At 40.6% G+C, this 25,724-nt stretch carries 23 protein-coding genes and 2 other annotated features; of the genes, 2 read left to right on the forward strand and 21 right to left on the reverse strand.

Annotated elements, in window-relative coordinates:
* Positions 1 to 198: 198 nt before the first annotated feature.
* The 8 genes from FXW34_RS03380 to FXW34_RS03415 form a co-directional block, all read right to left on the reverse strand.
* Positions 199 to 606 (reverse strand): DUF350 domain-containing protein, encoded by a 408-nt coding sequence (locus FXW34_RS03380; RefSeq protein ID WP_147532567.1) that lies wholly within the window; start codon positions 604 to 606, stop codon positions 199 to 201.
* Positions 607 to 638: 32 nt separating this feature from the next.
* Positions 639 to 2,999 (reverse strand): endonuclease MutS2, encoded by a 2,361-nt coding sequence (locus tag FXW34_RS03385; RefSeq protein ID WP_147532568.1) that lies wholly within the window; start codon positions 2,997 to 2,999, stop codon positions 639 to 641.
* An 83-nt stretch (positions 3,000 to 3,082) separates the two neighbouring features.
* Positions 3,083 to 4,801 (reverse strand): DNA polymerase/3'-5' exonuclease PolX, encoded by a 1,719-nt coding sequence (gene polX, locus FXW34_RS03390; protein ID WP_147532569.1) that lies wholly within the window; start codon positions 4,799 to 4,801, stop codon positions 3,083 to 3,085.
* 230 nt (positions 4,802 to 5,031) lie between these two features.
* Complete coding sequence (locus FXW34_RS03395) at positions 5,032 to 5,562, reverse strand: CvpA family protein (protein ID WP_147532570.1); 531 nt, start codon at positions 5,560 to 5,562, stop codon at positions 5,032 to 5,034.
* A 13-nt stretch (positions 5,563 to 5,575) separates the two neighbouring features.
* Positions 5,576 to 5,827 carry a cell division protein ZapA gene (gene zapA / locus FXW34_RS03400; protein WP_147532571.1) on the reverse strand — a complete coding sequence of 84 codons (252 nt, stop codon included), beginning with the start codon at positions 5,825 to 5,827 and terminating at the stop codon, positions 5,576 to 5,578.
* A gap of 198 nt (positions 5,828 to 6,025) precedes the next feature.
* Complete coding sequence (pheT, locus tag FXW34_RS03405) at positions 6,026 to 8,440, reverse strand: phenylalanine--tRNA ligase subunit beta (RefSeq protein ID WP_147532572.1); 2,415 nt, start codon at positions 8,438 to 8,440, stop codon at positions 6,026 to 6,028.
* Positions 8,441 to 8,458: 18 nt separating this feature from the next.
* Complete coding sequence (gene pheS / locus FXW34_RS03410) at positions 8,459 to 9,502, reverse strand: phenylalanine--tRNA ligase subunit alpha (protein ID WP_147532573.1); 1,044 nt, start codon at positions 9,500 to 9,502, stop codon at positions 8,459 to 8,461.
* Positions 9,503 to 9,567: 65 nt separating this feature from the next.
* Positions 9,568 to 9,846: a binding site (T-box leader), on the reverse strand.
* A 231-nt stretch (positions 9,847 to 10,077) separates the two neighbouring features.
* Positions 10,078 to 10,830 (reverse strand): TrmH family RNA methyltransferase, encoded by a 753-nt coding sequence (locus FXW34_RS03415; protein ID WP_147532574.1) that lies wholly within the window; start codon positions 10,828 to 10,830, stop codon positions 10,078 to 10,080.
* A 126-nt stretch (positions 10,831 to 10,956) separates the two neighbouring features.
* Here FXW34_RS03415 and sspI point away from each other — a divergent pair, with 126 nt between their 5' ends.
* Positions 10,957 to 11,166 carry a small acid-soluble spore protein SspI gene (gene sspI / locus FXW34_RS03420; protein WP_147532575.1) on the forward strand — a complete coding sequence of 70 codons (210 nt, stop codon included), beginning with the start codon at positions 10,957 to 10,959 and terminating at the stop codon, positions 11,164 to 11,166.
* Between the two features lie 257 nt (positions 11,167 to 11,423).
* Here the strand turns inward: sspI and FXW34_RS03425 are convergent, their stop codons facing one another.
* The 5 genes from FXW34_RS03425 to FXW34_RS03445 form a co-directional block, all read right to left on the reverse strand.
* Complete coding sequence (locus FXW34_RS03425) at positions 11,424 to 12,509, reverse strand: M42 family metallopeptidase (protein ID WP_147532576.1); 1,086 nt, start codon at positions 12,507 to 12,509, stop codon at positions 11,424 to 11,426.
* A 73-nt stretch (positions 12,510 to 12,582) separates the two neighbouring features.
* Entirely contained in the window at positions 12,583 to 13,074 is a 492-nt protein-coding gene (locus FXW34_RS03430) for a dUTP diphosphatase (protein ID WP_147532577.1), read from the reverse strand.
* Between the two features lie 13 nt (positions 13,075 to 13,087).
* A complete protein-coding gene (locus FXW34_RS03435; protein WP_147532578.1) occupies positions 13,088 to 14,710 on the reverse strand; it encodes an aminotransferase class V-fold PLP-dependent enzyme in 1,623 nt (540 codons plus the stop codon).
* On the reverse strand, positions 14,694 to 15,266 hold the full coding sequence (locus FXW34_RS03440; RefSeq protein ID WP_147532579.1) for a glycerol-3-phosphate acyltransferase: 573 nt from the start codon (positions 15,264 to 15,266) through the stop codon (positions 14,694 to 14,696). Before FXW34_RS03440 ends, FXW34_RS03435 begins: the two co-directional genes overlap by 17 nt.
* Positions 15,267 to 15,387: 121 nt before the next feature.
* Positions 15,388 to 15,651: a DUF1294 domain-containing protein gene (locus FXW34_RS03445; RefSeq protein ID WP_147532580.1), complete on the reverse strand. Its 264-nt coding sequence runs from the start codon at positions 15,649 to 15,651 to the stop codon at positions 15,388 to 15,390.
* Positions 15,652 to 15,748: 97 nt separating this feature from the next.
* Here FXW34_RS03445 and FXW34_RS03450 point away from each other — a divergent pair, with 97 nt between their 5' ends.
* On the forward strand, positions 15,749 to 16,666 hold the full coding sequence (locus FXW34_RS03450) for a nuclease-related domain-containing protein (RefSeq protein ID WP_187118819.1): 918 nt from the start codon (positions 15,749 to 15,751) through the stop codon (positions 16,664 to 16,666).
* A 1,072-nt stretch (positions 16,667 to 17,738) separates the two neighbouring features.
* On the opposite strand, the gene rplT is transcribed toward FXW34_RS03450, so the two are convergent.
* The 8 genes from rplT to nrdR form a co-directional block, all read right to left on the reverse strand.
* Positions 17,739 to 18,098, reverse strand: a complete 360-nt coding sequence (gene rplT / locus FXW34_RS03455; RefSeq protein ID WP_147532582.1) for a 50S ribosomal protein L20 — start codon at positions 18,096 to 18,098, stop codon at positions 17,739 to 17,741.
* Between the two features lie 36 nt (positions 18,099 to 18,134).
* Complete coding sequence (rpmI, locus tag FXW34_RS03460) at positions 18,135 to 18,335, reverse strand: 50S ribosomal protein L35 (RefSeq protein ID WP_147532583.1); 201 nt, start codon at positions 18,333 to 18,335, stop codon at positions 18,135 to 18,137.
* A gap of 16 nt (positions 18,336 to 18,351) precedes the next feature.
* Positions 18,352 to 18,855: a translation initiation factor IF-3 gene (infC, locus tag FXW34_RS03465; RefSeq protein ID WP_147532584.1), complete on the reverse strand. Its 504-nt coding sequence runs from the start codon at positions 18,853 to 18,855 to the stop codon at positions 18,352 to 18,354.
* A 155-nt stretch (positions 18,856 to 19,010) separates the two neighbouring features.
* Positions 19,011 to 19,140 (reverse strand) — a sequence feature (ribosomal protein L20 leader region).
* 148 nt (positions 19,141 to 19,288) lie between these two features.
* On the reverse strand, positions 19,289 to 21,220 hold the full coding sequence (thrS, locus tag FXW34_RS03470; RefSeq protein WP_147532585.1) for a threonine--tRNA ligase: 1,932 nt from the start codon (positions 21,218 to 21,220) through the stop codon (positions 19,289 to 19,291).
* 408 nt (positions 21,221 to 21,628) lie between these two features.
* A complete protein-coding gene (gene ytxC / locus FXW34_RS03475) occupies positions 21,629 to 22,501 on the reverse strand; it encodes a putative sporulation protein YtxC (RefSeq protein WP_147532586.1) in 873 nt (290 codons plus the stop codon).
* 138 nt (positions 22,502 to 22,639) lie between these two features.
* Positions 22,640 to 23,572, reverse strand: a complete 933-nt coding sequence (gene dnaI / locus FXW34_RS03480) for a primosomal protein DnaI (RefSeq protein WP_147532587.1) — start codon at positions 23,570 to 23,572, stop codon at positions 22,640 to 22,642.
* A gap of 17 nt (positions 23,573 to 23,589) precedes the next feature.
* Positions 23,590 to 25,041, reverse strand: coding sequence for a replication initiation and membrane attachment family protein (locus FXW34_RS03485; protein ID WP_147532588.1), 1,452 nt, complete (start codon positions 25,039 to 25,041; stop codon positions 23,590 to 23,592).
* A 73-nt stretch (positions 25,042 to 25,114) separates the two neighbouring features.
* Positions 25,115 to 25,573 carry a transcriptional regulator NrdR gene (gene nrdR, locus FXW34_RS03490; protein ID WP_147532589.1) on the reverse strand — a complete coding sequence of 153 codons (459 nt, stop codon included), beginning with the start codon at positions 25,571 to 25,573 and terminating at the stop codon, positions 25,115 to 25,117.
* Between the last annotated feature and the right edge of the window lie 151 nt (positions 25,574 to 25,724).

The raw sequence follows: 25,724 nt of genomic DNA on the forward strand, positions 1-25,724 counted from the left end.
GCCCACGAACCGCACGTGCCTGGAGCAGAAATCAACCCACATTCATAACTCAGCTTAGAAAAAAGGAGGCTGACCAATATGTCATCCTCCTTAAGATTCTTATGCAAAAAACAACAAATAAATGAGTCCGATAAGAATGAATCCGCCGCAAAGTACAAAAAGTATCTTCGCTAATCTCTCCATTATTTTTTCCTCTCCTTACGAAATACCTGCACCTATTACAAAGGATAAACCAATTGAAATCATCATCGAAATGAAGCCGACGGCGCGGTTATCATTTTTTATTTCTTCATCTATTTTAAAAGATGGAGTTAAAAACTCAAAAATAAAGTAGCCTAAAAGGAGAAGCACGAAGCCAAAAATCCCCCAGCTAATCATCGTGATAAGTGAATCGTGTTGTAAAATGGAATGTCGAAAAATATTGGCGATACCAAATATCTTTCCTCCTGTAGCCATCGCTACTGAAATATTTCCTTTTTTTATTTCGTCCCAGTTTTTATACTTGGTGACGAGCTCAAACACCGCTAAAAACACAACAAGAAAAAGGATTACCACACTATAATAGGCCGCTGTTTCAACATATTGATTTTCCCAAAATTGATTCATACCTAGCACGCATCCTTCATATCAGACCGACATTATTTAAATTCAACAATCGTAACACCTGTGCCGCCTTCACCAGCATCTCCAAAGCGAATCTTTTTAACGGAGCGGTGATTTTTTAAATATTCCTGTACCCCTTGGCGCAGGGCACCGGTTCCTTTCCCGTGAATAATCGACACTCGAGGATATCCAGCAAGCAATGCATCATCAACGTATTTTTCCACACGCATTAATGCATTTTCAAAACGTTCCCCGCGCAAATCAAGCTCAAGGCTGACATGATAATCTCTGCCTTTTACTGTGGCCAAGTGCCGTTTTTCCTCCTGCTTAGGTGTACTGATATATTCAAGGTCTGTTTCATCAACCTTCATTTTTAAAATCCCAATTTGAACTTCCCATTGTCCATCTGATTTTCTTGTAATCAATGTTCCTTTTTGACCGAAGCTGATAACCTTAACTTCATCACCTGGTGTTAACACATGCTTTTTGCTAGCCGTTTTCACTGGTGATTTTTTCTTAGGTAGTGTAGGCGTCGCTTCCTCAAGACGTTTCCGAGCTTCGATTAGCTCATGTTCCTTCACTTCTGCTTGCTTGTCAATCCGCAGCTTCCGCAAATCACGAATAATGTGTTCAGCTTCAGCCTTCGCTTTTGCAACTAACTCTGATGCTTCCTCAGCAGCTTTGGCAAACATTTGATCCTTGTGCTCGTAGAAAGAAATCATTTCCTTCTGAAGATCCTTATGTAGCTTTTCAGCATTCCGTAGTAAACCATGAGCTTTTTCTTCTTCATACTCTGCTTGTCGTCTCGATTCCTCTAATGAGGCAATCATATTCTCAATCTGATTTGTGTCTGCACTTATATGAGTTTTGGCATTGGCAATGACTCTCTCATCCAAACCGAGTCGGCGCGAAATTTCAAAGGCATTGCTTCGTCCTGGGACACCAATCAGTAGCTTATAAGTTGGACTAAGTGTTTCTACATCAAATTCGACGCTTGCATTGCTTACTCCTTCCCGATTATAGCCGTAAGCCTTTAGCTCGGGATAGTGGGTTGTGGCAATGACCTTCGCACCACGCTTATACACTTCATCTAAAATCGAAATCGCTAGTGCTGCACCCTCCTGTGGGTCGGTTCCGGCTCCTAGCTCATCGAAAAGAACTAAGCTGTTCGATTCAACCCGTTTTAGGATGTCTACGATATTGACCATATGCGAGGAAAATGTACTTAAGCTTTGTTCAATCGATTGTTCATCACCAATATCAGCGTAAACCTCATCAAAGACAGCCATTTCTGAGCCATCTAACGCAGGAATTTGCAGGCCTGCCTGTGCCATTAGCGTACATAGACCAACCGTTTTTAAGGTGACGGTTTTACCACCCGTATTTGGACCGGTAATAACAATCGTTGAAAAATCGAAACCAATTTTAATATCATTTGCGACGACTTCATTGATTGGAATTAAGGGATGTCGTGCTTTGTTTAATGAGATTCTTCCTTCGTGATTCATGAGCGGCTTTGATGCTTTTATTCTTTTGCCATAACGGGCTTTAGCAAACATAAAATCAAGCTGAGCTAGTATATCCACAATCGTTTCAAGGTCGGGTTGCTGTTCAGCCACCATTCCTGATAACACAATTAAAATGCGTTGGATTTCCTGTTCCTCTTTTAATCGAATAGCTTGTAATTCATTATTCAATTCAACCACAGTTTGCGGTTCTATAAACAAGGTTTGACCAGAGGCACTTTGGTCATGAATAATTCCGCCGTAATGACTGCGGTACTCATGTTTAACCGGGATGACAAACCGGTCATTTCGGATTGTAATCAAGGCATCGGAAAGCATTTTTGCCGCGTTTGAGGAGCGAATCATACTTTCGAGTTTTTCGCGAACCCGCGCTTCCTTCGAGCGAAGCTGATGTCTTAATGAGCGAAGCGTTTCACTCGCACTATCGAGCACCTCTCCGTTATCATCAATCGCTATTTTTATCGATTGCTCAAGCTCTGCTAAGACAACGATTTGCTCAGCGAATTCAACTAGGATTGGTATATGGAGTTCTTCCTCGGCAACATCGTCGATAAATCGTTTCATTTGACGGCTAGCATGAATCGTACTTGCCACTTGCATTAATTCGTAGGGACTTAAACTTCCGCCAATCGCTGCCCGTTTTATATGAGCGCGAATATCGAAAATCCCACCGAGCGGAATATTTCCTTTAATTCGTAATACGTTAGCCGCCTCGTCCGTTTCCTCTTGCAGTCTAACCACCTCGTCAAAATCGGAAGATGGGACGAGCTTTTCTGTCTTATCTCGCCCTAACGATGACGAAACATGCTCCAGTAATTGTTCTTTAATTTTATCAAATTCTAATACTCTCAGTACTCGTTTTTCGTGCACGGAGTCATCCTCCTTTATTAAATCGGAGCGCCTATCTTATGCTGTTCATTTTGTAAATGGCAGTTTAGAACATCTTAGTATTTTTAATCATTTCGCTTTAAAAAAGCCAGTAGCTCGTCGGTGCTTAATGCGTTTAAGACCGAAGTTCTCTTAATCCAGCCTTTCTTGGCGACCGCCGCTCCGATTTCCATATGATTTAACGTATCGATTTTATGTGCATCCGTATTAATGACTAACATAACTCCTGCTTCCTGCGCTTTTCGCAAATGCTCAGGTGCAAGGTCAAGCCGATGTGGATTCGCATTTAATTCCAATGCGGTATTCGTTTCCTTGGCTAGCTCGATAAGCATATCGATATCCACTGCATAGCCTTCGCGCCGCCCAATCAATCTACCAGTTGGGTGGGCGATAATATCAACATGAGCATTTTGCAAAGCAGTCCGTAAACGCTCCATGATTTTTTCCTTTGGTTGAGAAAATGAAGAATGAATTGATGCTATGACTAAATCCATTTCCGCTAATAATTCATCATCATAATCAAGCGTACCATCTGGTAAAATATCCATTTCAATTCCTGCTAAAATCGTAAAGTTCTCATACTTTTCATTTAAGCGATTAATTTCCTCGCGCTGTTCTCTTATTCGCTCAGGTGTTAAACCATTCGCCACCTTTAAATACTGCGAATGATCAGTAATCGCCATATACTGATAACCACGAGCGATACAGGCTTTTACCATTTCCTCAATCGAATATGCTCCATCACTCCAGGTTGAGTGCATATGTAGGTCACCCTTAATATGTTCGACCGATATTAACTCCAGATCATTTGTGAAATGATCCACTTCTGATCCATCCTCGCGAATTTCCGGAGGGAAATGAGGAAGACCAAAATGTGCGTAAAAATCAGCCTCACTTGTGAAGGTTGTGACTTCACCCGTTTCAATATTTTCCACGCCATACTCACTTATTTTTTCACCGCGCTCCTTTGCGAGCTGTCTCATTTTAATATTATGGTCCTTTGAACCGGTGAAATGATGAAGAGTTGAAGCGAACTGCTCAGGGGTCACAATCCGAAAATCAACAGAAACATCGTAGCTAAACTCAAATGTCACTGACACCTTTGTAGAGCCCGCAGCTATTGTCTCTTTAATATTAGATAGTTTAAGGAGCTGCTCTTTAATCAATTCAGGCTGTTCTGTCGCAATAATAAAGTCCAAATCCTTAATCGTTTCTCTCATTCGGCGGAGACTGCCTGCCCTCGAATATTGGACGATTCCTTTAAATTCGTTCAGTGCCGCTTCAATAGACTCAGCGATTGGTAGCATGAAAGCAAGCGGCAGCCGTTCTGGTCGCTTACCAACCTCCATAATCGAAGCGAGAATTTTCTCTTCGGTTTTTTTACCAAAGCCAGCAAGTGCTTGGACCTTTCCCGCTCGACACGCATCCTCTAGATCAACCACATTTTCAATTCCGAGCTCTTTGTAAAGCTTGGCTATCTTTTTTCCGCCTAATCCAGGTAATTGCAATAGCGGAATTAGTCCTTTTGGAACTTCTTCTTTCAGTTGCTGTAGGACACTAGAAGTACCCTTATCTATGTATTCAGTAATCACGGCTGCTGTCCCTTTCCCTATGCCTGAAAGAGCAGTAAAGTCAGGGATTTCTGATAAGCTACGGTCATCTGCCTCAAGTGCAGCTGCAGCTTTCCTAAAAGCAGCAGTTTTAAAGGTGTTTTCGCCTTTAAGCTCCATATAAATCGCAATCGTTTCTAACAAACGGATAATGTCTTTTTTATTCACTTCCAATAAGCTCACCTGCCTCAAGTGGTGTTAACAGTATAAAAAAACATTGAACTAGTACAGTGTCTAGCGTAAGCCTCTAGGGGCTCAGGTCACAAGCCAACCCCTTCCGGAAATCAGGATTTCCTACAAGGGCTGTCTTACACCTGTCACCCCTGAGCAAGCTGTTTACGCTTTTCTTATTATGATTCCCTTTTACAAAGAAAAACTTCTCTTATGAAGAGAAGTTATCTGTTTTATTGAATCCAAAGCTCTTTTATGTCCTGGGACAAAACCGGTGTATGCTTCACGATGTTTTCTGCTAATACTGAATTATGTAGGGCTGTTTGAATCGATTCAATTGGCACTAATGCCGCAAAATACAGGACAATAAAGGCTAGTAGATAGATTTCTAAGAAGCCTAACGCTCCACCTGCTATTGAATTAAATTGCTTTAGTATTGGTAGATGTGCGATAAAATCCAACATTGAACCGACTATTTGTAAGACAATCTTTACTAGGAAGAAGATAATTAGAAAGGCTATACCACGGTAATAAGCATTTTCTAAGTTACCACTGCTAAAAATCATTTCAATTGGTGTGTCACTAGTAAAACTTGGGTATGGCACCCAAAGGACTAATTTTTCAGCAAAGTCACTCATATACAATTTTGCAATGATAAATGCAATAATAAAACTGGTTAAATGAAAGAATTGTAATATAAATCCTCTTCTTAAGCCGATAAAAACTCCACTAATGAATAAAATAAACAAGATCAGATCAAGCATATGTAATAGACCTTTACCTTTCGATTTCTTTCTCCTGACGCTCATAATAATCTTTCAATTTTATCAAATCATTAACAGCATTCACGGCTGTTAAAACTGCTAGTTTGCTACTATCGAGCGATGGATTGGATGCAGCGATTTCGCGCATTTTCTCATCGACCAACGAGGCAACGAAACGAATATGGCTAGTGTTTTCTGTACCTACGATCGTATATTGTTGGCCATAAATTTCTACAGTTGTTCGATTTTTTTTAGGTTCTGACAATGCCATTGCCACCTTTTCCTTCAAATTCCTACTCTTTACTATAACATGAACTCCAATGGACTGAAAAGTTGAAATGCATAGAAATATGTAGATAGTTGTTGATTTCTGCTCCCATACACTCAAATGATTAAAAACCAAAAAGGCCCACCACAACGATTTCAGTCATTGCGATGAGCCTTTGTCTATTTCTTTATTGTATTAACCTCTTAAAACGGCACCTGCTTGGTCTTTAACAGCTGTTAATACCTTTTCATGTGCTTTTGTTACGTCTTCATCTGTTAAGGTACGCTCAGGATCAAAATATTTTAATGAGAAGGCAATCGATTTCTTACCTTGCTCCATTTTTTCACCTTCATATAAATCGAAGACATAGACTTCTTTTAACAGGTTTCCACCAGCAGCAACGATGATTTGTTGTAATTCACCCGCTGATTTATCCTGATCAACCACTAAAGCAATATCGCGTGTGATAGATGGGAAACGTGGAATGGACTCATAGCTAAGCGCAGGAGTTTCAGTTTCAAGAATCGCGCTTAATGATAATTCAAATACATATGTGTCCTTTAAGTCTAAATCCTTTTGAACAGTTGGATGAACTTGGCCGACAAAACCAATGTCTTGGCCGTTTAAAAGGATTGCCGCAGTACGCCCTGGGTGCATATTTTCCAAAGTAGCTTGACGGTACTCGATTTTGTCCGTTAAGCCAAGCTTCGCGAACAGGCCTTCTAAAATTCCTTTAAGAACAAAGAAGTCAACCGGCTTCTTTTCACCTTGCCATAGATGTGAATGCCAAAGACCAGTTATCGCTCCGGCAACATGCTCTTTTTCAACCGGCAATACATCTTTACCATTTTCAAGGAAAACAGCTCCGACCTCATAAAGACTAATGCTATCATTTTGTCTTGCTGTATTATACTTTAACGCCTCCAAAAGCTGTGGCACAATGCTTAAACGAAGCATGCTGCGTTCTTCACTCATTGGCATTGCGAGGCGAATTGGCTCGCGTTTATCTAGAGCAAACTGCGTTGCTTTATCAACACTAGTTAATGAATAAGTAACGGCCTGATAAAGACCTGCTCCCTCTAAATAACGGCGAACCACACGGCGCTTTTGTTGGAAGTCAGTCAAGTAACCAGGGTTAGATGTACCAACAGGTAAAGTCATTGGCAGATGATCATAGCCATAAAGACGCGCTACTTCTTCAATTAAATCCTCTTCAATAGTAATATCGCCCCGTCTTGTTGGAACAGTTACAGTTAAGACATCATTATCAACTGCCACATCGAATTGTAGTCTATTAAAAATGTCTTGAACCTCTTCTAGAGTTAGTTGAGTGCCAATTACTGCGTTAATTTTCTCAAGAGAAATTGAAACAACTGCAGGATTTTGATCATACGTATCCACTTCCACTATTCCTTCAAGAACTTCACCGCCGGCATATTGCACCATTAATGCAGCTGCACGTTCCGCAGCTGCACGTACGCGATTCGGGTCAACGCCTTTTTCATAGCGGGTACTAGCTTCACTTCTTAAACCGTGATCTTTAGATGCTTTACGAATGACACCACCTGTGAAGTAAGCAGATTCTAATAGTACTGTTGTTGTGTCAGCCTGTACTTCAGAGTTAGCACCACCCATTACACCTGCTAAAGCAACAGGTTCGGTTCCGTTTGTGATAACAAGATGGTCTTCAGATAAAGTACGTTTCGCATCGTCTAAAGTGATGATTTCTTCGTTAGCCTTCGCACGTCGAACCAAAATTTCCTTCGAACCAAGACGGTCATAATCGAACGCATGTAATGGTTGACCGTATTCAAGCAAAATGTAGTTGGTAATGTCAACAACATTGTTATGTGGTCTAATACCAGCTGCCATTAGACGTGATTGCATCCATAATGGTGATTGACCAATTTTTACATTTTTAATCACTTTTGCAGTATAAATCGGGTTATCTTCATTCGCCTCAACACTTACTGTAATATAGTCAGATGCTTTTTCTGAAGAGGATTCGATTTCTGGCTGCGGAAGTTTTACTTGTTTGCCTAAAATAGCTGCTACCTCATACGCTACACCAATCATGCTTAAAGCATCAGCACGGTTCGGTGTTAAGCTTAACTCAAGAATTTCGTCATCGCGGTTAAGGAGGGCAAGCGCATCTTGACCAACCTCTGTATCGCTCGGGAACACGAAAATCCCCTCAGAATATTCTTTAGCAATAAGCTTGCTTTCAATGCCAAGCTCTTGAAGCGAACAGATCATACCGTTAGATTCTTCGCCGCGCAGCTTCGCTTTTTTTATTTTAAAATTACCCGGTAACACTGCACCAACTGTAGCGACTGCTACCTTTTGACCTTGAGCAACATTCGGGGCACCACAAATAATTTGCACTGGGGCTTCTCCGCCAAGATCAACCTGGCACTTGCTTAATTTATCGGCATTTGGATGCTGCACTCGCTCAACAACATGACCAACAACAACGCCCTTCATGCCTTCGTTAAGAAGCTCAACGCCTTCAACCTCAATCCCGCTTTTCGTGATTTTTTCAGCTAGCTCAGAAGCCGTCATTCCATCAAGATCAACGTATTCTTGGAGCCATTTATATGATACGAACATAATCTTTTGTCCCCCTAATTATAATGATTCATGTAAAGAGAATTGTTTTAAGAAGCGAATGTCATTGGTGTAGTAATGACGAATATCATCGACACCATACTTCAGCATCGCAATTCTTTCTGCACCGATACCGAACGCAAAGCCAGTGTATTTCTTCGAATCGAAGCCAGCCATTTCAAGCACGTTTGGATGAACCATTCCTGCTCCTAATACTTCAATCCAACCTGTTCCTTTACATACGTTACAGCCATGGCCGTTACAAATTTTACAAGAAATATCCACTTCAACACTTGGCTCAGTGAATGGGAAGAAGCTTGGTCTTAGGCGGATTTCACGATCTTCACCGAACATCTTTTTCGCGAATACATCAAGGGTACCTTTAAGGTCGCTCATGCGGATGTTTTCATCGACAACTAGCCCTTCAATTTGCATGAATTGATGAGAGTGGGTTGCATCATCATTATCACGACGATAAACCTTACCAGGACAAATAATTTTTACAGGACCTTTGCCTTGTTTCATTTCCATCGTACGTGCTTGCATTGGTGACGTGTGAGTACGTAGAAGGATTTCTTCTGTAATATAGAATGAATCCTGCATGTCACGAGCGGGATGTCCTTTTGGAAGATTTAGTGCTTCAAAATTATAAAAATCCGTTTCTACTTCAGGACCTTCCGCAACGGTATAACCCATCCCAACGAATAAATCCTCAATTTCTTCGATGATGCGGGTAAGCGGATGGTGATTGCCCACTTTTACCGGTCTGCCTGGTAGTGTTACATCAATTGTTTCGGCTGCCAATCTTTCATTGATAGCTGCAGCTTCCAGCTCCTGTTGCTTCGCTTCGATTTTAGTTGCGATTTCCTCACGAACTTCATTTACTAGCGCACCCATTTTCGGACGTTCTTCAGCTGAAAGCTTGCCCATACCTCTTAGTACTTCAGTAATTGGACCCTTTTTTCCTAAATATGAAACGCGAATGTCATTAAGCTCTTTAAGATTTGCTGCTTGCTCGATTTTTTGTAAAGCTTCAGCCTGCAGCTCAGTTAATCTTTCCTGCATGTGTTTTTTCCTCCTTCGTTTTCTTGGTCATGCATTTTTTGCATACAAAAAAACCTCGTGCCCGAAAAAGGGACGAGGTTTGGTTCGCGGTACCACCCTTATTAACAAGCACGTCAAACAATGCCTGTTCGCTTAATTGGATAACGACTTTTTAGCCGATGCATCTTTACACTAGAAAAGCGGAAGCGGCTCGCCTGTGTGGCAGCATGCTACTTTTCATAATGGTCCCGATGCCAACTCCGGAGGTGAACTTCACTTTCCCTTACCATAAAAATGCTTCCAGTCTCGGCATTTTCTCCCTAAATGGCTGGTGAAAAGCTACTTTTCTCCATCAACGTTTTTTTGGTCATGCAATTTGCAGTTAATTATAGTACATTTTACTAACAGATTCAAATATTTCTATAAAATTAATCGCCCATTTTGTTCTTTATTAATTGGTGCTCCGGGCACTTTGCTTTCCGCGGGCGGTGCAGGGAGCCTCCTCGGCGCTATAACGCCTGTGGGGTCTCCCTATGCCCTTTTTACCCGCAGGATTCTTCATGCCCTCCGCCCCAATTAACAATCAAGTATTAGCACTATTTAAAATAATACAAAAGAATTCCTGTTGCGACGGCAACGTTTAGTGATTCGCTTTTGCCGTGAATCGGGATGTAGAGATTGCTTGTTGTTTGCTGGAGCAGCTCTTTTGCAACGCCGCTACCCTCATTGCCAACTATTAGAGCAAATTCGTGTGTCGGTGTTACTTCCCGATAATTTTGACCGTTTTCTAGTGATGTCCCATAAACTGGTATGCCTTTTTGCTGTAAAGTTTCAATCCAATTATTTAGGTCACCTGTGATAATTGGCAGATGAAAATGACTGCCCTGTGCAGAACGCAACACCTTCGGATTATACACATCAACGCTGCCTTTGCCAACGATAACCCCGTCAATACCAGCAGCATCAGCTGTACGAATCATCGTGCCAACATTGCCAGGATCTTGAACCGCATCAATTAACAAAAACGTTTTTGCGCTTGATACATCCAAGCTAACCTGCTCTTGCCGACAAACAGCAATGACTCCCTGCGGCGTCTCTGTATCTGATAATGTTTTAATCACTTCTTCAGTAACAGTTGTTACCGGTATTGAGCCATAATTCCAATGCGGCGGAAGCTCGGCCGCTTCATTGACAATCAACTCAGTAATCACATTTTCCTGCTTCAACGCTTCCTCAACTAAATGATAGCCTTCAATCAAAAATGTTCCAGTTTTGTCTCGTTCTTTTTTAGTTAATAGCTTTTTCCATTCTTTTATTTGCGGATTTTTAACAGAGTGAATATGCTTCACGTTTGTCACACCTTTAACTTTCAAATTCAGTTCTTCTATTATAACTTAATTTTCATACATAAAAAAATGATAATAGGGAAAAGATAGAATTTGAAATGGAAATGGATAATAAAGGAGCGAATACGAATGAATTTTAATTTAAGAAATGCAGTTATCCACAATGTATCTGGAAATTCTCAGGATGAATTACGCGATACGATTGTTGATGCCATTCAAAATGGCGAGGAAAAAATGCTCCCTGGACTTGGTGTTCTGTTTGAAGTGATATGGCAAAATGCTTCTGAGGATGAGCGGTTGGAAATGCTGCAAACACTTGAAAGTGGTTTAAAACAATAATCCTATGATGTGTTGTTTCAGCTTTATTTTTCAAAAAGCGCTGTTAAACATAATTGTTGATTTCCGCTCCCAGGCACTTCGCTTTCCACGGGGCGTGCGGTGAGCCTGTAGTCTCACCTGTCCCGCTACTCCCGTAGGAGTCTACGTGCCTTCCGCTGCAATCAACAAGTGTAAAAATCAACATTGCTCTTAAACACAGCCTTTCAAAAAATAATAAAGGGTACCGCGTTGGAATTGATGCGGTACCCTTTTTCTTATTATTGATAAGTGATTTGGTCAACTGTTTCCTTGTCTAAACGTTTAATCGCTTCAACAATAAGTTTAACGGCATTTTCAAAATCATCTCGGTGAAGCATTGCTGCGTGTGAGTGGATATAGCGTGTTGCGATTCCGATTGATAATGCAGGCACACCGTTGTGTGAGAGGTGAATTGCACCAGAATCTGTTCCACCGCCAGGCATCGCTTCAAATTGATATGGAATCTCCTGTTCATCAGCAAGGTCGGTGATGAAATCGCGCAAACCTTTGTGAGATACCATTGAAGCATCATAAAGCACGATTTGTGGACCCGCACCCATTTTTCCAAGTGCTTCTTTTTCAGAAACGCCCGGAGTGTCGCCAGCAATACCGACATCAACGCCAAAAGCAATATCCGGTTCAATTTTATAAGAAGATGTTTTGGCCCCACGTAGGCCAACCTCTTCCTGAACCGTTCCCACCCCATAAACTTCATTTGGATGGTCAACACCTTGCAGGCGCTTTAATACTTCAATCGCAATCGCACAACCGATACGGTTATCCCACGCTTTTGCAAGGAGCATTTTTTCATTGTTCATGACCGTAAACTCGAAATGAGGAACGACCATGTCACCTGGCTTAATGCCCCATTCTTTCGCTTCGTCACGACTGGATGCCCCGATATCGATAAACATATCCTTAATTTCAACTGGTTTCTTTCTTGCATCAGCAGATAGAATGTGCGGTGGCTTCGAGCCAATCACCCCGGTTACTTCACCTTTACTTGTCACAATCGTAACCCGTTGGGCAAGCATAACCTGTCCCCACCAGCCTCCAACCGTTTGAAAGCGCAAGAAGCCTTTATCATCAATATTTGTAATCATGAACCCTACTTCATCCAAGTGACCTGCAACCATAATTTTCGGTCCGCCGGCTTTACCTGTCTTCTTAGCGATTAAGCTACCAAGATTGTCAGTTGTCACTTCGTCTGCGTAAGGAGCAATATATTTTTTCATCACTTCGCGCACTTCACGCTCGTTGCCGGGAATTCCTTTGGCATCAGTTAAATCTTTTAGCATGACTAACGTTTCATCTAATTTCGCCATTTAGTTCGACTCCCTTAATATGTATTTGTACTTCATTATACAAAACGCTATGTTGTCTTGTAAAAAATTTGAGTTAATAGCCTTGCTCTTGTCTCTCATAATTTACTTCGTTTTTCTTAATATATGCCTGTTCGATTTCGGCAGACGTAAATCCTAGTAATTGGGCGATGTAGAGACACTCTTGGAACATCTCTTGATATGCTTGTCGCGTCTTGCTTTGGCGGAACTGTTCGATTGTAGCATAGGTTGTTAAAAATTGTTCAGTCAACGACTCTGCTTGCGGTTTTTCATCGTTAAGATTGATTTCATCCGTAAAGCCCGCTTCAATGCCTAACGATAAAATGAAATGAATGCCGTCAACAAACTCTTCAAGAATGACTTCCTTTTCTGACGCGGGCTTCAAACTCCAGAATTTAAAGCAGCGTGTTTCGTTCGCCAGTTCGCCCAATTCAACGAGCAAAGCAAGAACTTTTCGATCGAATAAGTCTTCAGTTTGCAAATTATGCTGGGCTTCAATATGGCTATCTAGACCTTTTTGCATCGTAAATAGTTTCTCTAAATTCATGTTTATTTTCTCCTCATATTGTTATTTCGTTCGTCATCGCTAATTGTTCATATTGCGTGACATTCTCAAGTAGTGACACCATTTTTTCAATATCCTCAACATCGTAATCACCGATAGTTGCAATCTGAATCCAATTTCGCTCACGTAAATAATCACTTCGATAATGAAGCTGATAGCCCTGGTAACGAATCAATTCACCAATGGCAGTTGAAGAGATCGACTTCGGGATGACAACTGTCATAATAATTGGAGAAGCGTGGTTTATCGGCGCAAGAATCTCCATTCCTCGCTCCTCTAAGTGATTTCGAATCAGGTGATAACGCTGGTTTATTTTCCGGATTCGCGCATCATTATCCATTTGTATTGCAGTATGTAATGCGTTGATAAGATTTGAAGAATGTGAAAATGGAATGCTATCATTATCCTCATAAAGTCCGAGATCGATATAATTCGGTAGTCGCTTTGACGGCATGACGTGATGTTGGTGGAACACAAACGATAGCCCTGTGAAAGCTCCAAGCGCTTTACCACTGACACCAGACGCTAAATATACTCCTGCCAAATCAATAGGGACTGTCCCTAATGAACTAATGCAATCCACACAAAGCTTAATGTCGTGTTGAGCAGCGATGGCTTTAACTGCATCAAGATCGTTTAGGATGCCAGTTGAGGTTTCACTATGAACCATCCAAATCCAGGCTGGTGGCGTTTGGTCAGTTTTTATTTTCCCAAGAATCTCTTGGGGTAAAATTGGTTGTCCCCAGTCCTTTTCGATTGTATCGAATATGAGGCCAAAGCGTTCAGCCTGCAATTTAAGCCTTGTGCCAAATTCGCCATTGATTAAGATGAGTCCAGGTTTATTTAATAATGATAGCTGAGCGCCAATCATATCATTCGCTAACGTACCCGAACCAAGAAGAATTTGCACATGCTGGCTGTTTGTAATTTGGCAAAGACGCTTTTTCGTGTTGGTTAAATGATCAATGAACGCTTCTGAGCGATGGGAAATTGGTTCAGCTGCAAAGGCTGCTTTGATTTCTGGTAAAATTGGAACAGGGCCAGGCAGAAAATGAATCATCGGTTTAATGATTCGGCCTGCAAGCGATTGGTCAAAGGTTTCCTTCGTTAAATACATCGGCTGATATTGGGCGTCCTCACTGCCCACTAGGTGAGCAAAGGGCTCGAACCCCATTTGTCGGTACAACTTAAGCTGGCGAGTCGTTCCAGAAATTACTGCCGCATCAAAGCCTTTCCTCAAACTATAGCGTGCCAAAAATTGTGCCAATCCGAGAAATACTCTGCCATGGCGATATTCTTTTGCGACAGATAATAAGCGAATTTCACAAGGTTTTTTGGCTTCGATATGCTTCGGGAGCGCGGCTTCAACCTGTCCAATTTTTTTATCCAAGGAAAACGGGCGCTTGTCGCGGATTGCAATCATCCCGATGACCTGTGTTTCTTTTATACAAATAATATATGTATTTTCATCGTTGTAGGGGTCAATTAACATTTCTTGCTCATTTTCATGATGCTGCGGAATTTCCTTCACAAATGTTTGATAGTTGAGTTGATGGATTTGCTGAAATTCTTGGGGATGATTGGCGATTTTGAATATGTAATCATGATTTTCGCTCATGTTTGTTCAGCCTTTCCTTAATATTTTCGCTGTGGGCAAAATAAAGCACGATTGTGATTAGTACTATGATGAGAATGCTAATGCTCGAGTATTTTAAAAAATATAGCATAACCGGGAGTAACAAAAATGAACCTAACCCTGCAAAAGTAAAGCTTTTCACAAATAAATAGATGACGAGGAAACCTATAATAATGACAGGGATTGCGAATGGTTCAAACGTGATGATCCCTCCGATAAATGTCGAAATCCCTTTTCCACCTTGGAATCGGAGGAGGATAGGCAAAATATGGCCAAGGATTGCTAGAGCTAACCCAAGCAGTGTGATTTCATCTGTAAACTCGAAGTTCTTGGCGACAAGAATTACAAGTCCCCCTTTTAATGCATCTCCTAAGAAAGTGAGCACGAAGCCTTTCTTTCCAAGAATGCGGCCAGCATTTCTCGCACCAACATTTCCACTCCCCTGCTGACGTATATCTTCCTTACCAAACAGCTTCACGATAAAATACCCTGTCATAATATTTCCTAAGAAATAGGCAAAGAGAAAATACAGAATCATGCTTGCTGCGCCTCCTCCTTGTTTTGGCTTGCATTCAATTAATAAGACGTTGCAACACGTGATTCCGTCTCTATTTTAAATGATAATATTTTCGATTGATGAAGGATATATGACATTTTGTTTATTTTATTAAAAAATAGCCAATGAGAACGACTTGGATAATGGCCAGCAGCGGGAAACCAAGCTTGAAGTTCGTATGTTTCGTTTTATGACGAAACACTTGCATTGCAATCGTCATCGCGAGTGCTGCTCCAACAATCGCCGTTAGCCAAAGTGTACGTTCTGAAATTCGGTATTCGTGATTTCTTGCTCGTCTTTTATCCTCCCCCATTAAAAAGAATCCAATAACGTTTATGATGATGACTATCCAGGTGATGATATTCAAATTTTTGAGCCTCCCTTTTATTGCTTTTGCTTGTAAAATATTTTTATTTTCCCTAAAATTAATATATCAATATAAGATTGGAGATGAAATATGGAATATGGAAATCTGTAAACAGCGTCCTGTACCTACTGCATTAACGTATATGAGGTCTCTAAATGCAAGAATAGAGTTGACTGACAAACAAAAACTTTACTGTTCGACCTTAGAAAAAGGGTATACTGGTGAACCCCTCTTCGATCAACTACTACTCTCAAACCTCACACTAAATTGCCTTGTCTTGAATGATGTCCTCCTAGAATCAAACAACAACGAATTTCAAATTGATACTTTTATAATCACCCAAACCACATTATACCAATTGGATGTCAAGAATATGGAAGGTGATTATTATTTAGAAGATAATAAATGGTACACCTTCCCTAAAAATGATATTAAAAATCCAATGATACAGCTAGAACGAAGCGAAACTTTAATCCGCCAATTAAAGCGTGAACTTGGTTTTCAGTTAGAAATCAAGCCATTATTAATTTTCGTTAACCCCGGTTTTCAACTTTATCATGCTCCACCTTCAATGCCTATCATTTTTCCATCCCAACTATACCGCTTTATGAAAAAATTAAACAATCTACCTGCACATTTAACTGAAAAACATTATAATTTCGCTGAAAAATTGTTATCTTTGCACCTACCTGTGTCAAAGAATATGAAAATTCCAGCTTATACCTGGGAATCGACGGGAAAAGGCATGCTTTGCGGGACGTGTTTTTCGTTGGATACGGTGGTAGTGGAGAATAAGTTGGTTTGTAGGAGATGTGGGGGGATTCATGAATTGGATGCAGCCGTGATAAGGAATATTGAGGAATTGAAGTTTCTTTTTCCCGATTTGAGAATTACGACAAAGTTAGTTCAAGAATGGTGTGGTGTGGGGATTTCTAAAAAAACGATTCGGAGGATACTGATGAAAAATTACCAAAATTTAGGTCATGGCAAGTCGTCTCATTTTGTTGATTTTTAGAGGGCACGAGCTATGGTTACCGCTCTCGCGTTTTTTCACGGTCCATGGGCACCATTCGTCCTCTATGGTTACCGCTCTCGCGATTTTGGGTGATCCATGGGCACCATTCGTCCCCTATGGTTACCGCTCTCGCGATTTTTGGTGGTCCATGGGCACCATTCGTCCCATATGGTTACCGCTATGACGTTTTTAGACGGTCCATGGGCACCATTCGTCCTCTATGGTTACCGCTCTCACAATTTTGGGTGGTCCATGGGCACCATTCGTCCTCTATGGTTACCGCTCTCACAATTTGGGGTGGTCCATGGGCACCATTCGTCCTGCATGGTTACCGCTCTCGCGTTTTTCGGCGGTCCATGGGCACCATTCGTCCCATATGGTTACCGCTATGACGTTTTTAGACGGTCCATGGGCACCATTCGTCCCATATGGTTACCGCTCTTGTGTTTTTTGGTGGTCCATGGGCACCATTCGTCCCATATGGTTACCGCTATGACGTTTTTAGACGGTCCATGGGCACCATTCGTCCTCTATGGTTACCGCTCTCACAATTTTGGGTGGTCCATGGGCACCATTCGTCCCCTATGGTTACCGCTCTCGCGTTTTTCGGCGGTCCATGGGCACCATTCGTCCCCTATGGTTACCGCTCTTGTGTTTTTTGGCGGTCCATGGGCACCATTCGTCCCCTATGGTTACCGCTCTTGTGTTTTTTGGCGGTCCATGGGCACCATTCGTCCTCTATGGTTACCGCTCTCGCGATTTTGGGTGGTCCATGGGCACCATTCGTCCTCTATGGTTACCGCTCTTGCGATTTAGGGTGGTCCACGGGCACCATTCGTCTCCTATGGTTACCGCTCTCGCGTTTTTCGGCGGTCCATGGGCACCATTCGTCCCATATGGTTACCGCTATGACGTTTTTAGACGGTCCATGGGCACCATTCGTCCCCTATGGTTACCGCTCTAGCAGTATCGGCGGTGCATGGGCATGATACACACACATAATCTTACTCACACACAAAAAAAACAAAAGCGCCATCCCCAACAAAGTGAGGATGGCGCTTTAAAACAATAATTACTTATTGTTTTGTTGTTTAGCAACTTCTGCTAATTGAGCGAATGCTTGTGCATCAGAAATAGCTAGGTCAGCAAGCATTTTGCGGTTTACTTCGATACCAGCAAGCTTAAGACCATGCATTAAACGGCTGTAAGAAAGACCGTTGATGCGTGCTGCTGCGTTGATACGAGTGATCCAAAGTTTGCGGAAGTCGCGCTTTTTCTGGCGACGGTCACGAAATGCATATTGTAATGATTTCATAACCTGTTGGTTAGCAACTTTGTATAATGTATGTTTTGAACCGAAATAACCTTTTGCTAATTTAAGAACTTTTTTACGACGCTTGCGCGTAACTGTACCGCCTTTAACACGTGGCATGTAAATTCCCTCCTATATAAATCGTTGAGTTCGAGATTACTTAAGATTAGTTAATAAGAAACGAATGCGTTTGAAATCGCCTTTTGAAACCATTCCACTTTTGCGAAGCTTACGCTTAGCTTTAGTAGATTTGTTAGCAAATAAGTGGCTAGTATATGCGTGGTCACGCTTTAATTTACCTGTTCCGGTTTTTTTGAAACGCTTAGCAGCGCCACGGTGAGTTTTCATTTTTGGCATTAGAGCTTCCTCCTTATTACTTGTCGTTTTTAGGTGTTAAGACCATAAACATGCTACGGCCGTCCATTTTCGGATGTGATTCAACTGTTGCAACTTCTTTGCACTCTTCCGCAAAACGAACTAAAACACGTTGACCAATTTCTTTATGAGTAATGGCACGTCCTTTGAAACGGATCGATGCTTTTACTTTATCGCCTTTTTCCAAGAACTTAATTGCATTTCTTAACTTCGTGTTAAAATCATGCTCATCAATTGTTGGACTTAAGCGAACTTCTTTAGTTGTAATGATCTTTTGATTTTTACGCGCTTCTTTTTCTTTCTTTTGTTGTTCGAATCTAAATTTTCCGTAGTCCATAATACGGCCTACTGGAGGCTTTGCATTCGGAGCAACTAGTACGAGATCAAGATTAACGCGTGCAGCGATTTCAAGCGCTTCGGTTTTTGTCTTAATCCCCAACTGCTCGCCATTTTGGTCGATGAGACGAACTTCACGGGCACGGATACCCTCGTTTAACAACATGTCTTTACTAATAGTTAGACACCTCCAAGGTTTTTTCAGCGAATACAACGTTTGGATCAAGAATTGAAATCGAAATTATGCAAATCAGCTTCCTTCCGAATCTCACCTAATGATTAGCACAAAGTTGAATCGACAGATTATAAACCGCTTATAATGCAAATAAAAAAGTGTGGGTGCAATACACCCACACTTACGTTAACATACAATAATAAACATGTTTATCGTAAACCTACCGACAGCTAGGAGCGTCAATCAGGTGAGAAGCGGGTGCTTCTTCTTTTCTCAAACTCGTATTCAATTTACCTCGATAACTATATCATAAATATAGACCATGTGTCAAACGATGTTTTTATCACAACAAAGAGAATCTTAACACATGGAATTGAATTTTGACAAGTCCTTTTTTATTTTCTCTGTTAGGTAAGAGTTACCATTAACGATTTACTTCAGCTTTTAGGTCTGCTAAAAATTGATCAAATGGTACAGTTTCTGAGTTTTGCTCACCATATTTACGTACGTTAACAGCTTTTGATTCAACTTCCTTATCGCCGACAACGAGCATGTAAGGAATTTTTTGCATTTGTGCTTCACGAATTTTATAACCGATTTTTTCATTACGGCCATCCAATTCAACGCGGATACCTGATGCTTTTAGTTGAGCTTGAACTTCTTTCGCATATTCAAAATGAACATCTGGTGAAACCGGAATCACTTGAACCTGCACAGGTGCAAGCCATGTTGGGAATGCTCCTTTATATTCTTCAATCAAGAAGGCAACAAAGCGCTCCATTGTTGATACAACCCCACGGTGGATAACGACCGGACGGTGTTGTTTGCCGTCTTCACCAACGTAAGTTAAATCAAAGCGTTCAGGTAACAAGAAGTCTAGCTGCACAGTCGATAGTGTTTCATCTTTACCAAGTGCAGTTTTCACTTGAACATCTAGCTTCGGACCGTAGAATGCCGCTTCCCCTTCAGCCTCATAATAATCAAGTCCTAAGTCATCCATTGCTTCCTTCAGCATGCTTTGCGCTTTTTCCCACATCGCATCATCGTCAAAATATTTTTCAGTATCTTGTGGATCACGATAGGATAGACGGAATGAATAATCGCCAAGATTGAAATCCTTGTAAACCTCTAGAATTAGATTTACGACACGCTTGAATTCATCCTTAATTTGGTCGGGACGAACGAAGACGTGCGCATCGTTTAAAGTCATTCCACGTACACGTTGAAGGCCTGATAATGCTCCTGACATTTCGTAGCGGTGCATTGTGCCAAGCTCAGCGATACGAATTGGAAGCTCACGGTAGCTGTGAATTCCGTTTTTGTATACCATCATATGGTGCGGACAGTTCATTGGACGCAACACAAGCTGCTCATTGTCCATATCCATAATTGGGAACATATCCTCTTGATAGTGGTCCCAGTGACCAGAAGTTTTGTATAAATCTACACTTCCCATAATTGGAGTGTAAACATGATCATAACCAAGGCTCACTTCTTTATCAACGATATAACGCTCGATGATACGACGGATTGTTGCACCCTTCGGTAGCCATAGTGGTAAACCTTGACCGACTAATTGTGAGTTTGTGAAAATGTTTAACTCTTTACCAATTTTACGATGGTCACGTTCCTTTGCTTCTTCAAGCAAACGTAAGTGCTCTTGAAGGTCTTCTTTTTTGAAGAAAGCTGTTCCGTAAATACGTTGCAGCATTTTATTGTCGCTATCACCTCGCCAGTATGCTCCGGCAATGCTTAACAATTTGAATTCTTTAATTTTGCCTGTTGACGGTACGTGAACACCGCGGCAAAGGTCAAAGAAATCACCTTGCTTATAAAGTGTAACTGTTTCTTCCTCAGGAATGGCTTCGATTAATTCAAGCTTGTATTCATCGCCAATTTCCTTGTAGATTTGGACAGCTTCATTGCGGCTCACTTCTTCACGAACCACTTCGATATTTTCTTTAACGATTTTCGCCATTTCTTTTTCGATTAATGGAAGGTCTTCTGGTGTAAGCGATTCTTCAAGATCGATATCGTAGTAGAAACCGCCTTCGATGACTGGACCTACTCCTAATTTTACATTTTTATATAAGCGCTTGATTGCTTGAGCCATTAAGTGTGCAGTACTGTGGCGAAGCACTTCAAGAGCGTCTTGATGTTCTGGCGTTACAATTTCAATTGCTCCGTCTTCTTCAATCGCACGGCGAAGATCGACCATATTTCCGTTTAACTTACCGGCAATGGCTTTCTTTTTTAGTCCTGGACTAATGGAAGCAGCGATTTCTTCTGTTGTTGTTCCTTTAGGAAACTCCTTAACTGTTCCATCTGGAAACGTAATCTTAACAACATCTGCCATTGTAATATCCTCCTTTAATAAAGTAGCGCTTTAACGGGGTGGGGGACTGTCCCCCACTGCTTTAAAGCAATAAAAAAACTCGTCCCTGTAGAAGGGACGAGTTGTATACACGTGGTTCCACCCTAGTTCACATTTTTCCGCAAGTTCTTATAGCGGAAAACGACTTTGGATCTGGTAACGGCAGGTTGCCGTCAACTATTACTAATGAATGACCATACGCTAAAGCTCATACATGGCTAATTCAGATTCACAGCTGAAGTTCAAAGGTGGTAAGCATTCGATTCGTGCTAGGAAGCTTCCAGCCAAGTCTTCCCTCTCTAGAAACCGTAAAAGAATACCCATGTCCTTATCATCACAAAAATGATTCAGTTATTATGTACGTTATTATAGTGTGTCATTTCAGGAAAATCAAGGGATTCTTTTGTCAATTTCCGAACGATCGTATCTTCGTTCATGAAATGCAGAAATGCTATTAATCAGTACTCTTTCTTCAAAGATGTTACGGATGGTCCGGATTAATGGCTGGTCCGGCTCTTTACAGTATAAATATATATTTTCAGGTGCGATTGATAACAGCGGAGCAATCGTCGTCGAGTCAACATAAACAGGGTGATTAAACAAAAGCTTTCGGTCAATCATTTTTGTCAATTGCATTTTCTTAAGCTCTGAAAACTGCGCGTCGAAAAACATAATATCCTCATCGATTAAGATGTGCAAGCAGGCTAATAACGATGACCTTGTTGATATGAACTCACGTAGAGTTTGGATGAACATTTGGTATTCCTGCTCCATTTTATATTCATCTATGGAAAGCTCGACATACCTTTCGAGCCTAGCACAAAATTCACGAAGTCGAAATTTCACAAAAGAATCAAACGAAAACGAAATATTTCGCTTCATCACTTGGTGGATGGCTTTCTTAAGTAAATTTTTCTCTTCATAATCCTTAACAAACTCAGCTAATTCGCTTCGTTCTCCTTCTAAAATTGAATGAATAATATCAAGTATTTGCTGAATTTCTTCCTCATCTGAGTAAAGAAAGCGCTCGGTTAAAATGGACCGGAACCAATCATCACATTTCGTATACAGGATAAATTCATAAAAAAGTTTCTTTATTCCATAAAAAGCTTTTTCAGTTAAAGCTTCAGTTAAAATTGTTACAATGCATTGTTCCTCTTCAAGAAGAATGTGATTGTCAGGTTGAGAGGTTAATAGATTTTTTTTGACTAATTGATAAAACGGCATAGCATCCTCTCGGCGCTGAAAGTGGATTTCAATCAACCAAATCCCCCCTTTTTGAAATCTCTGATTATATATATATGGGGGGATGTCCGATTTTAGAAGCTTTCCAGAGGGATTGAGGCTATAAAAAAACCAGCGAACGATATAGCTTATGTTCACTGGTTTTATAATCAAATATTATAGGCGACGGTTTGGTCCATCAAGCTGGATTGATTCGGCTAAATAACGAATCCGTTCCATGATCCGTCGCGCCTTCATTTTCTCTTCTTCGCCACGTTGAGTATAAGTTAAATGATGTTCTAACTCATGGAAATCGAAATTGGAGGTGAAGAAGGTCGGTAAATTTTCAAGCATTCGATATTGTAAAATTGGACCTAGTACCTCATCACGAGTCCAGCTTGACATCGTTTCCGCACCAATATCATCAAGCATTAACACTGGCTGCTTTTTGATGGCTTCGACCTTTTCGTTCAGCGTCGAATCAGCTATCGAATTTTTCAACTCCCTAAAAAGTTCAGGCACATAAACAATCATTGACGGAATCTTTTGGGCCGCTAATTCATTTGCAATGGCTCCTAATAAGAACGATTTACCAACACCGAATTGGCCATACAGGTACAAACCCTTTGGTTTATTTCCTGCAACATAGTTTTCCACAAAAAGGTAGGCCTTTTCCACTGCCTGTAGGCGTCCTTTTGTATTCACATCAATATCCTTAAAAGTCACATGAAGCATGTCCTTAGGAAAATGCATACTTTGGATGAGCTTCTCGTTCTTTCTTTGCTCATCGTACATTATTTGACGAGGACAACGGTCATATTGGATATCGATTGAATTTCTGCGAATCACTAGTTCCGGTTGGTAGCCCTTCATCAAATTATTACATGCATCAAGGCTGCTGCAGTTTCGGCATTCCTTACTTTGCGTCGAATATTCATAAAGCTTCATTAAGCTTCTTTCTACCATATCATTTGTGATTTCATCACGATGTTGTGATAAAAATGCGCGAACGTCTGGATTGTTCATAATATTGGCACGCATTTTCTCATATCGCTTTTGGAAGCTTTCGTTTGCTCCTAACCGTTTTAGCGTATCTCTAATGTTTTCCATATTATGCTATCCACCTCCTATTTTCGCATATTTTTTATTTTTTCTTCTAATGCACGCTTTTTTGCTTCAAAATCAGAATCGTCCAGTTCTGATTGATTTTGACCTGAGCTTGGTTGGTTATTATCACTTAGAGGTTTATTGGTATTAGTTTTCATGTGATCATTAGAGCTGCTGTCCTTCTCATGAAACCACTCTGGCAAGAGCTCCGTTCGAATTGGCTTTTTCGTTGTTGTACGCTTATTTTTAGAAGTATCACGCGGCGCCCATTGCTCGTATTTTTTGTATTCGCTACGGGCAAGTTGCATAGCATCCTTAACCCGTTTTACTTTCTTGCGTGCCCAATGGCTAGCAATTTTATCTGTTAAGCTTTTAGGCAGCTTCATATCATTTGTCTTCATGACATAATCTATTAGCACATTTATGACTCCAGAAGGCAAATCCTTTTGAAACATAATGTCCTCTATAAGTTTTAAATCAACCTTTGACGGCTCTCCTCCACCTTGATCCTTTAAAAATTTACGTGGAGAAGTCGTTTCTAAGTAATGAATAAACTTGTCTTCCTCCGTCATGTGCTCTTTCATCTCTTCTTTATATAAAGTTGGTTGAGTTCGGTCAACTAGCGTTGGAAGACCGCCTTGATAGAGCTCATACCAAATTTGAGCGCGATCTCTTAATACATCAATGTTTGTAATGCCGTTATCGGTAGCATCCATTAGGAGATTTTTCATTTCAATCGCATCAATTCCATATAAAAATGATAGTTTATTGATTGCGTCGATTACTTCTTCAGTTAACGCACTTTTGGGGACAATATTTTCAGATAATCCCGCCATTAGTATATCAAAATCAATATAGGACTGGCTGATTTCAATTTCACCGGTCTCTTTTCTTCCAACGTACTCATTTCCCATTTCAGTAGGGATTTTTGCTGACCTTCGTGCCGATTCGATTGCTTTAGGAGAGACAAATTCAAAGATTTCATCATAATCTTTAGAAACATTTTCAAATTCTTTAAATGCCTCAGCAGATTTATTACTGAAGTAATGTTGAAGCTTTTTATACTGAGTATCACTAATATTTTTTGATAATGGAACATTCAATAAATCGGATGAAAAAAATTGTTCAGGAGTCTTCGGGGGCATTAATTGATAAATAAAATCTCTTCCCTCTTCATTATTTCTGACAAGAGTGGTAAGTAAATTAATTCCTTCTAGCTTGATTCTGGCCTCGTAAATTTCATTTAATTGGAGCCCCATAATATCCATTAAAAAATAATGAGTCTTTGGTTCAGACCATAAACGATTTCCCTCTATTTCAGCCCAAAGCGTCATATAGAGACTGAGACTAGTTGCACCTATTATGGGCTGGTATAAAAAAGTTAATACTTTGCGATCATATTCATGCAATAGCCCCTTTAAAGCAACCAAGTATCGATCTTGTGGAACAACTTCCTGCCAATGATAGGCCATAAAAACACAAACCTTTCATTCAATAAAATTGAAAAAAAGAGCTAAAACACGACTTTAGCTCTCACTAAATTTACTAAATTTCCTTTTTTATTAATTCCTTTAGCTCATCGATAAATACATTAATATCCTTAAATTGACGGTAAACGGAAGCAAAGCGGACATAAGCGACTTCATCGATTTTTGCTAGCCTGTCCATCACCATTTCGCCAATCATATCACTTTTAATCTCTGATACGCCTTGATTGCGAAGCTCCTTTTCAACTTCAATTGTAATTTCCTGGAGTTCTTTTAGGGCAACCGGACGTTTTTCACAAGCCTTAATTAAACCTCGTAAAATCTTTTCACGATTAAACTCTTCTCGAGTTCCTTCTTTTTTAACCACAATAAGTGGAATTTCCTCTACTTTTTCAAAGGTAGTAAACCTATAACTACATTGTTCACATTCTCTCCTGCGGCGAATCGACTTTCCTTCATCAACTGGTCGAGAATCGAGAACACGTGTATTATGGTGTTGACATGAAGGGCATTTCATTCGTCAGCGCTCCAATTCTAAATAATTTTTCTTCATTGATTTCTATCCTCTTCTATCTTATAAAAAAGATGGTAATTGGACAAGTAGCTCCCATGATAATCAACTAAAAATCACAAAACCTTATGTACTTTAAACAAAAAAACTGCTTACC

Source organism: Bacillus marasmi (genome assembly GCF_902168435.1).
In the GTDB taxonomy this organism is placed as follows: domain Bacteria; phylum Bacillota; class Bacilli; order Bacillales; family Cytobacillaceae; genus Bacillus_BU; species Bacillus_BU marasmi.

Coding starts and splice junctions, on each gene's coding strand:
- FXW34_RS03380 (WP_147532567.1), bottom strand. CDS start 606: ATGAATCAATTTTGGGAAAATCAATATGTTGAAACAGCGGCCTATTAT.
- FXW34_RS03395 (WP_147532570.1), bottom strand. CDS start 5,562: ATGCTTGATCTGATCTTGTTTATTTTATTCATTAGTGGAGTTTTTATC.
- pheT (WP_147532572.1), bottom strand. CDS start 8,440: ATGTTCGTATCATATAAATGGCTCCAAGAATACGTTGATCTTGATGGA.
- pheS (WP_147532573.1), bottom strand. CDS start 9,502: ATGCAGGAAAGATTAACTGAGCTGCAGGCTGAAGCTTTACAAAAAATC.
- sspI (WP_147532575.1), top strand. CDS start 10,957: ATGAATTTTAATTTAAGAAATGCAGTTATCCACAATGTATCTGGAAAT.
- FXW34_RS03425 (WP_147532576.1), bottom strand. CDS start 12,509: ATGGCGAAATTAGATGAAACGTTAGTCATGCTAAAAGATTTAACTGAT.
- FXW34_RS03430 (WP_147532577.1), bottom strand. CDS start 13,074: ATGAATTTAGAGAAACTATTTACGATGCAAAAAGGTCTAGATAGCCAT.
- FXW34_RS03435 (WP_147532578.1), bottom strand. CDS start 14,710: ATGAGCGAAAATCATGATTACATATTCAAAATCGCCAATCATCCCCAA.
- FXW34_RS03440 (WP_147532579.1), bottom strand. CDS start 15,266: ATGATTCTGTATTTTCTCTTTGCCTATTTCTTAGGAAATATTATGACA.
- FXW34_RS03450 (WP_187118819.1), top strand. CDS start 15,749: ATGGAAATCTGTAAACAGCGTCCTGTACCTACTGCATTAACGTATATG.
- rplT (WP_147532582.1), bottom strand. CDS start 18,098: ATGCCACGTGTTAAAGGCGGTACAGTTACGCGCAAGCGTCGTAAAAAA.
- rpmI (WP_147532583.1), bottom strand. CDS start 18,335: ATGCCAAAAATGAAAACTCACCGTGGCGCTGCTAAGCGTTTCAAAAAA.
- infC (WP_147532584.1), bottom strand. CDS start 18,855: ATGTTGTTAAACGAGGGTATCCGTGCCCGTGAAGTTCGTCTCATCGAC.
- thrS (WP_147532585.1), bottom strand. CDS start 21,220: ATGGCAGATGTTGTTAAGATTACGTTTCCAGATGGAACAGTTAAGGAG.
- dnaI (WP_147532587.1), bottom strand. CDS start 23,572: ATGGAAAACATTAGAGATACGCTAAAACGGTTAGGAGCAAACGAAAGC.
- FXW34_RS03485 (WP_147532588.1), bottom strand. CDS start 25,041: ATGGCCTATCATTGGCAGGAAGTTGTTCCACAAGATCGATACTTGGTT.
- nrdR (WP_147532589.1), bottom strand. CDS start 25,573: ATGAAATGCCCTTCATGTCAACACCATAATACACGTGTTCTCGATTCT.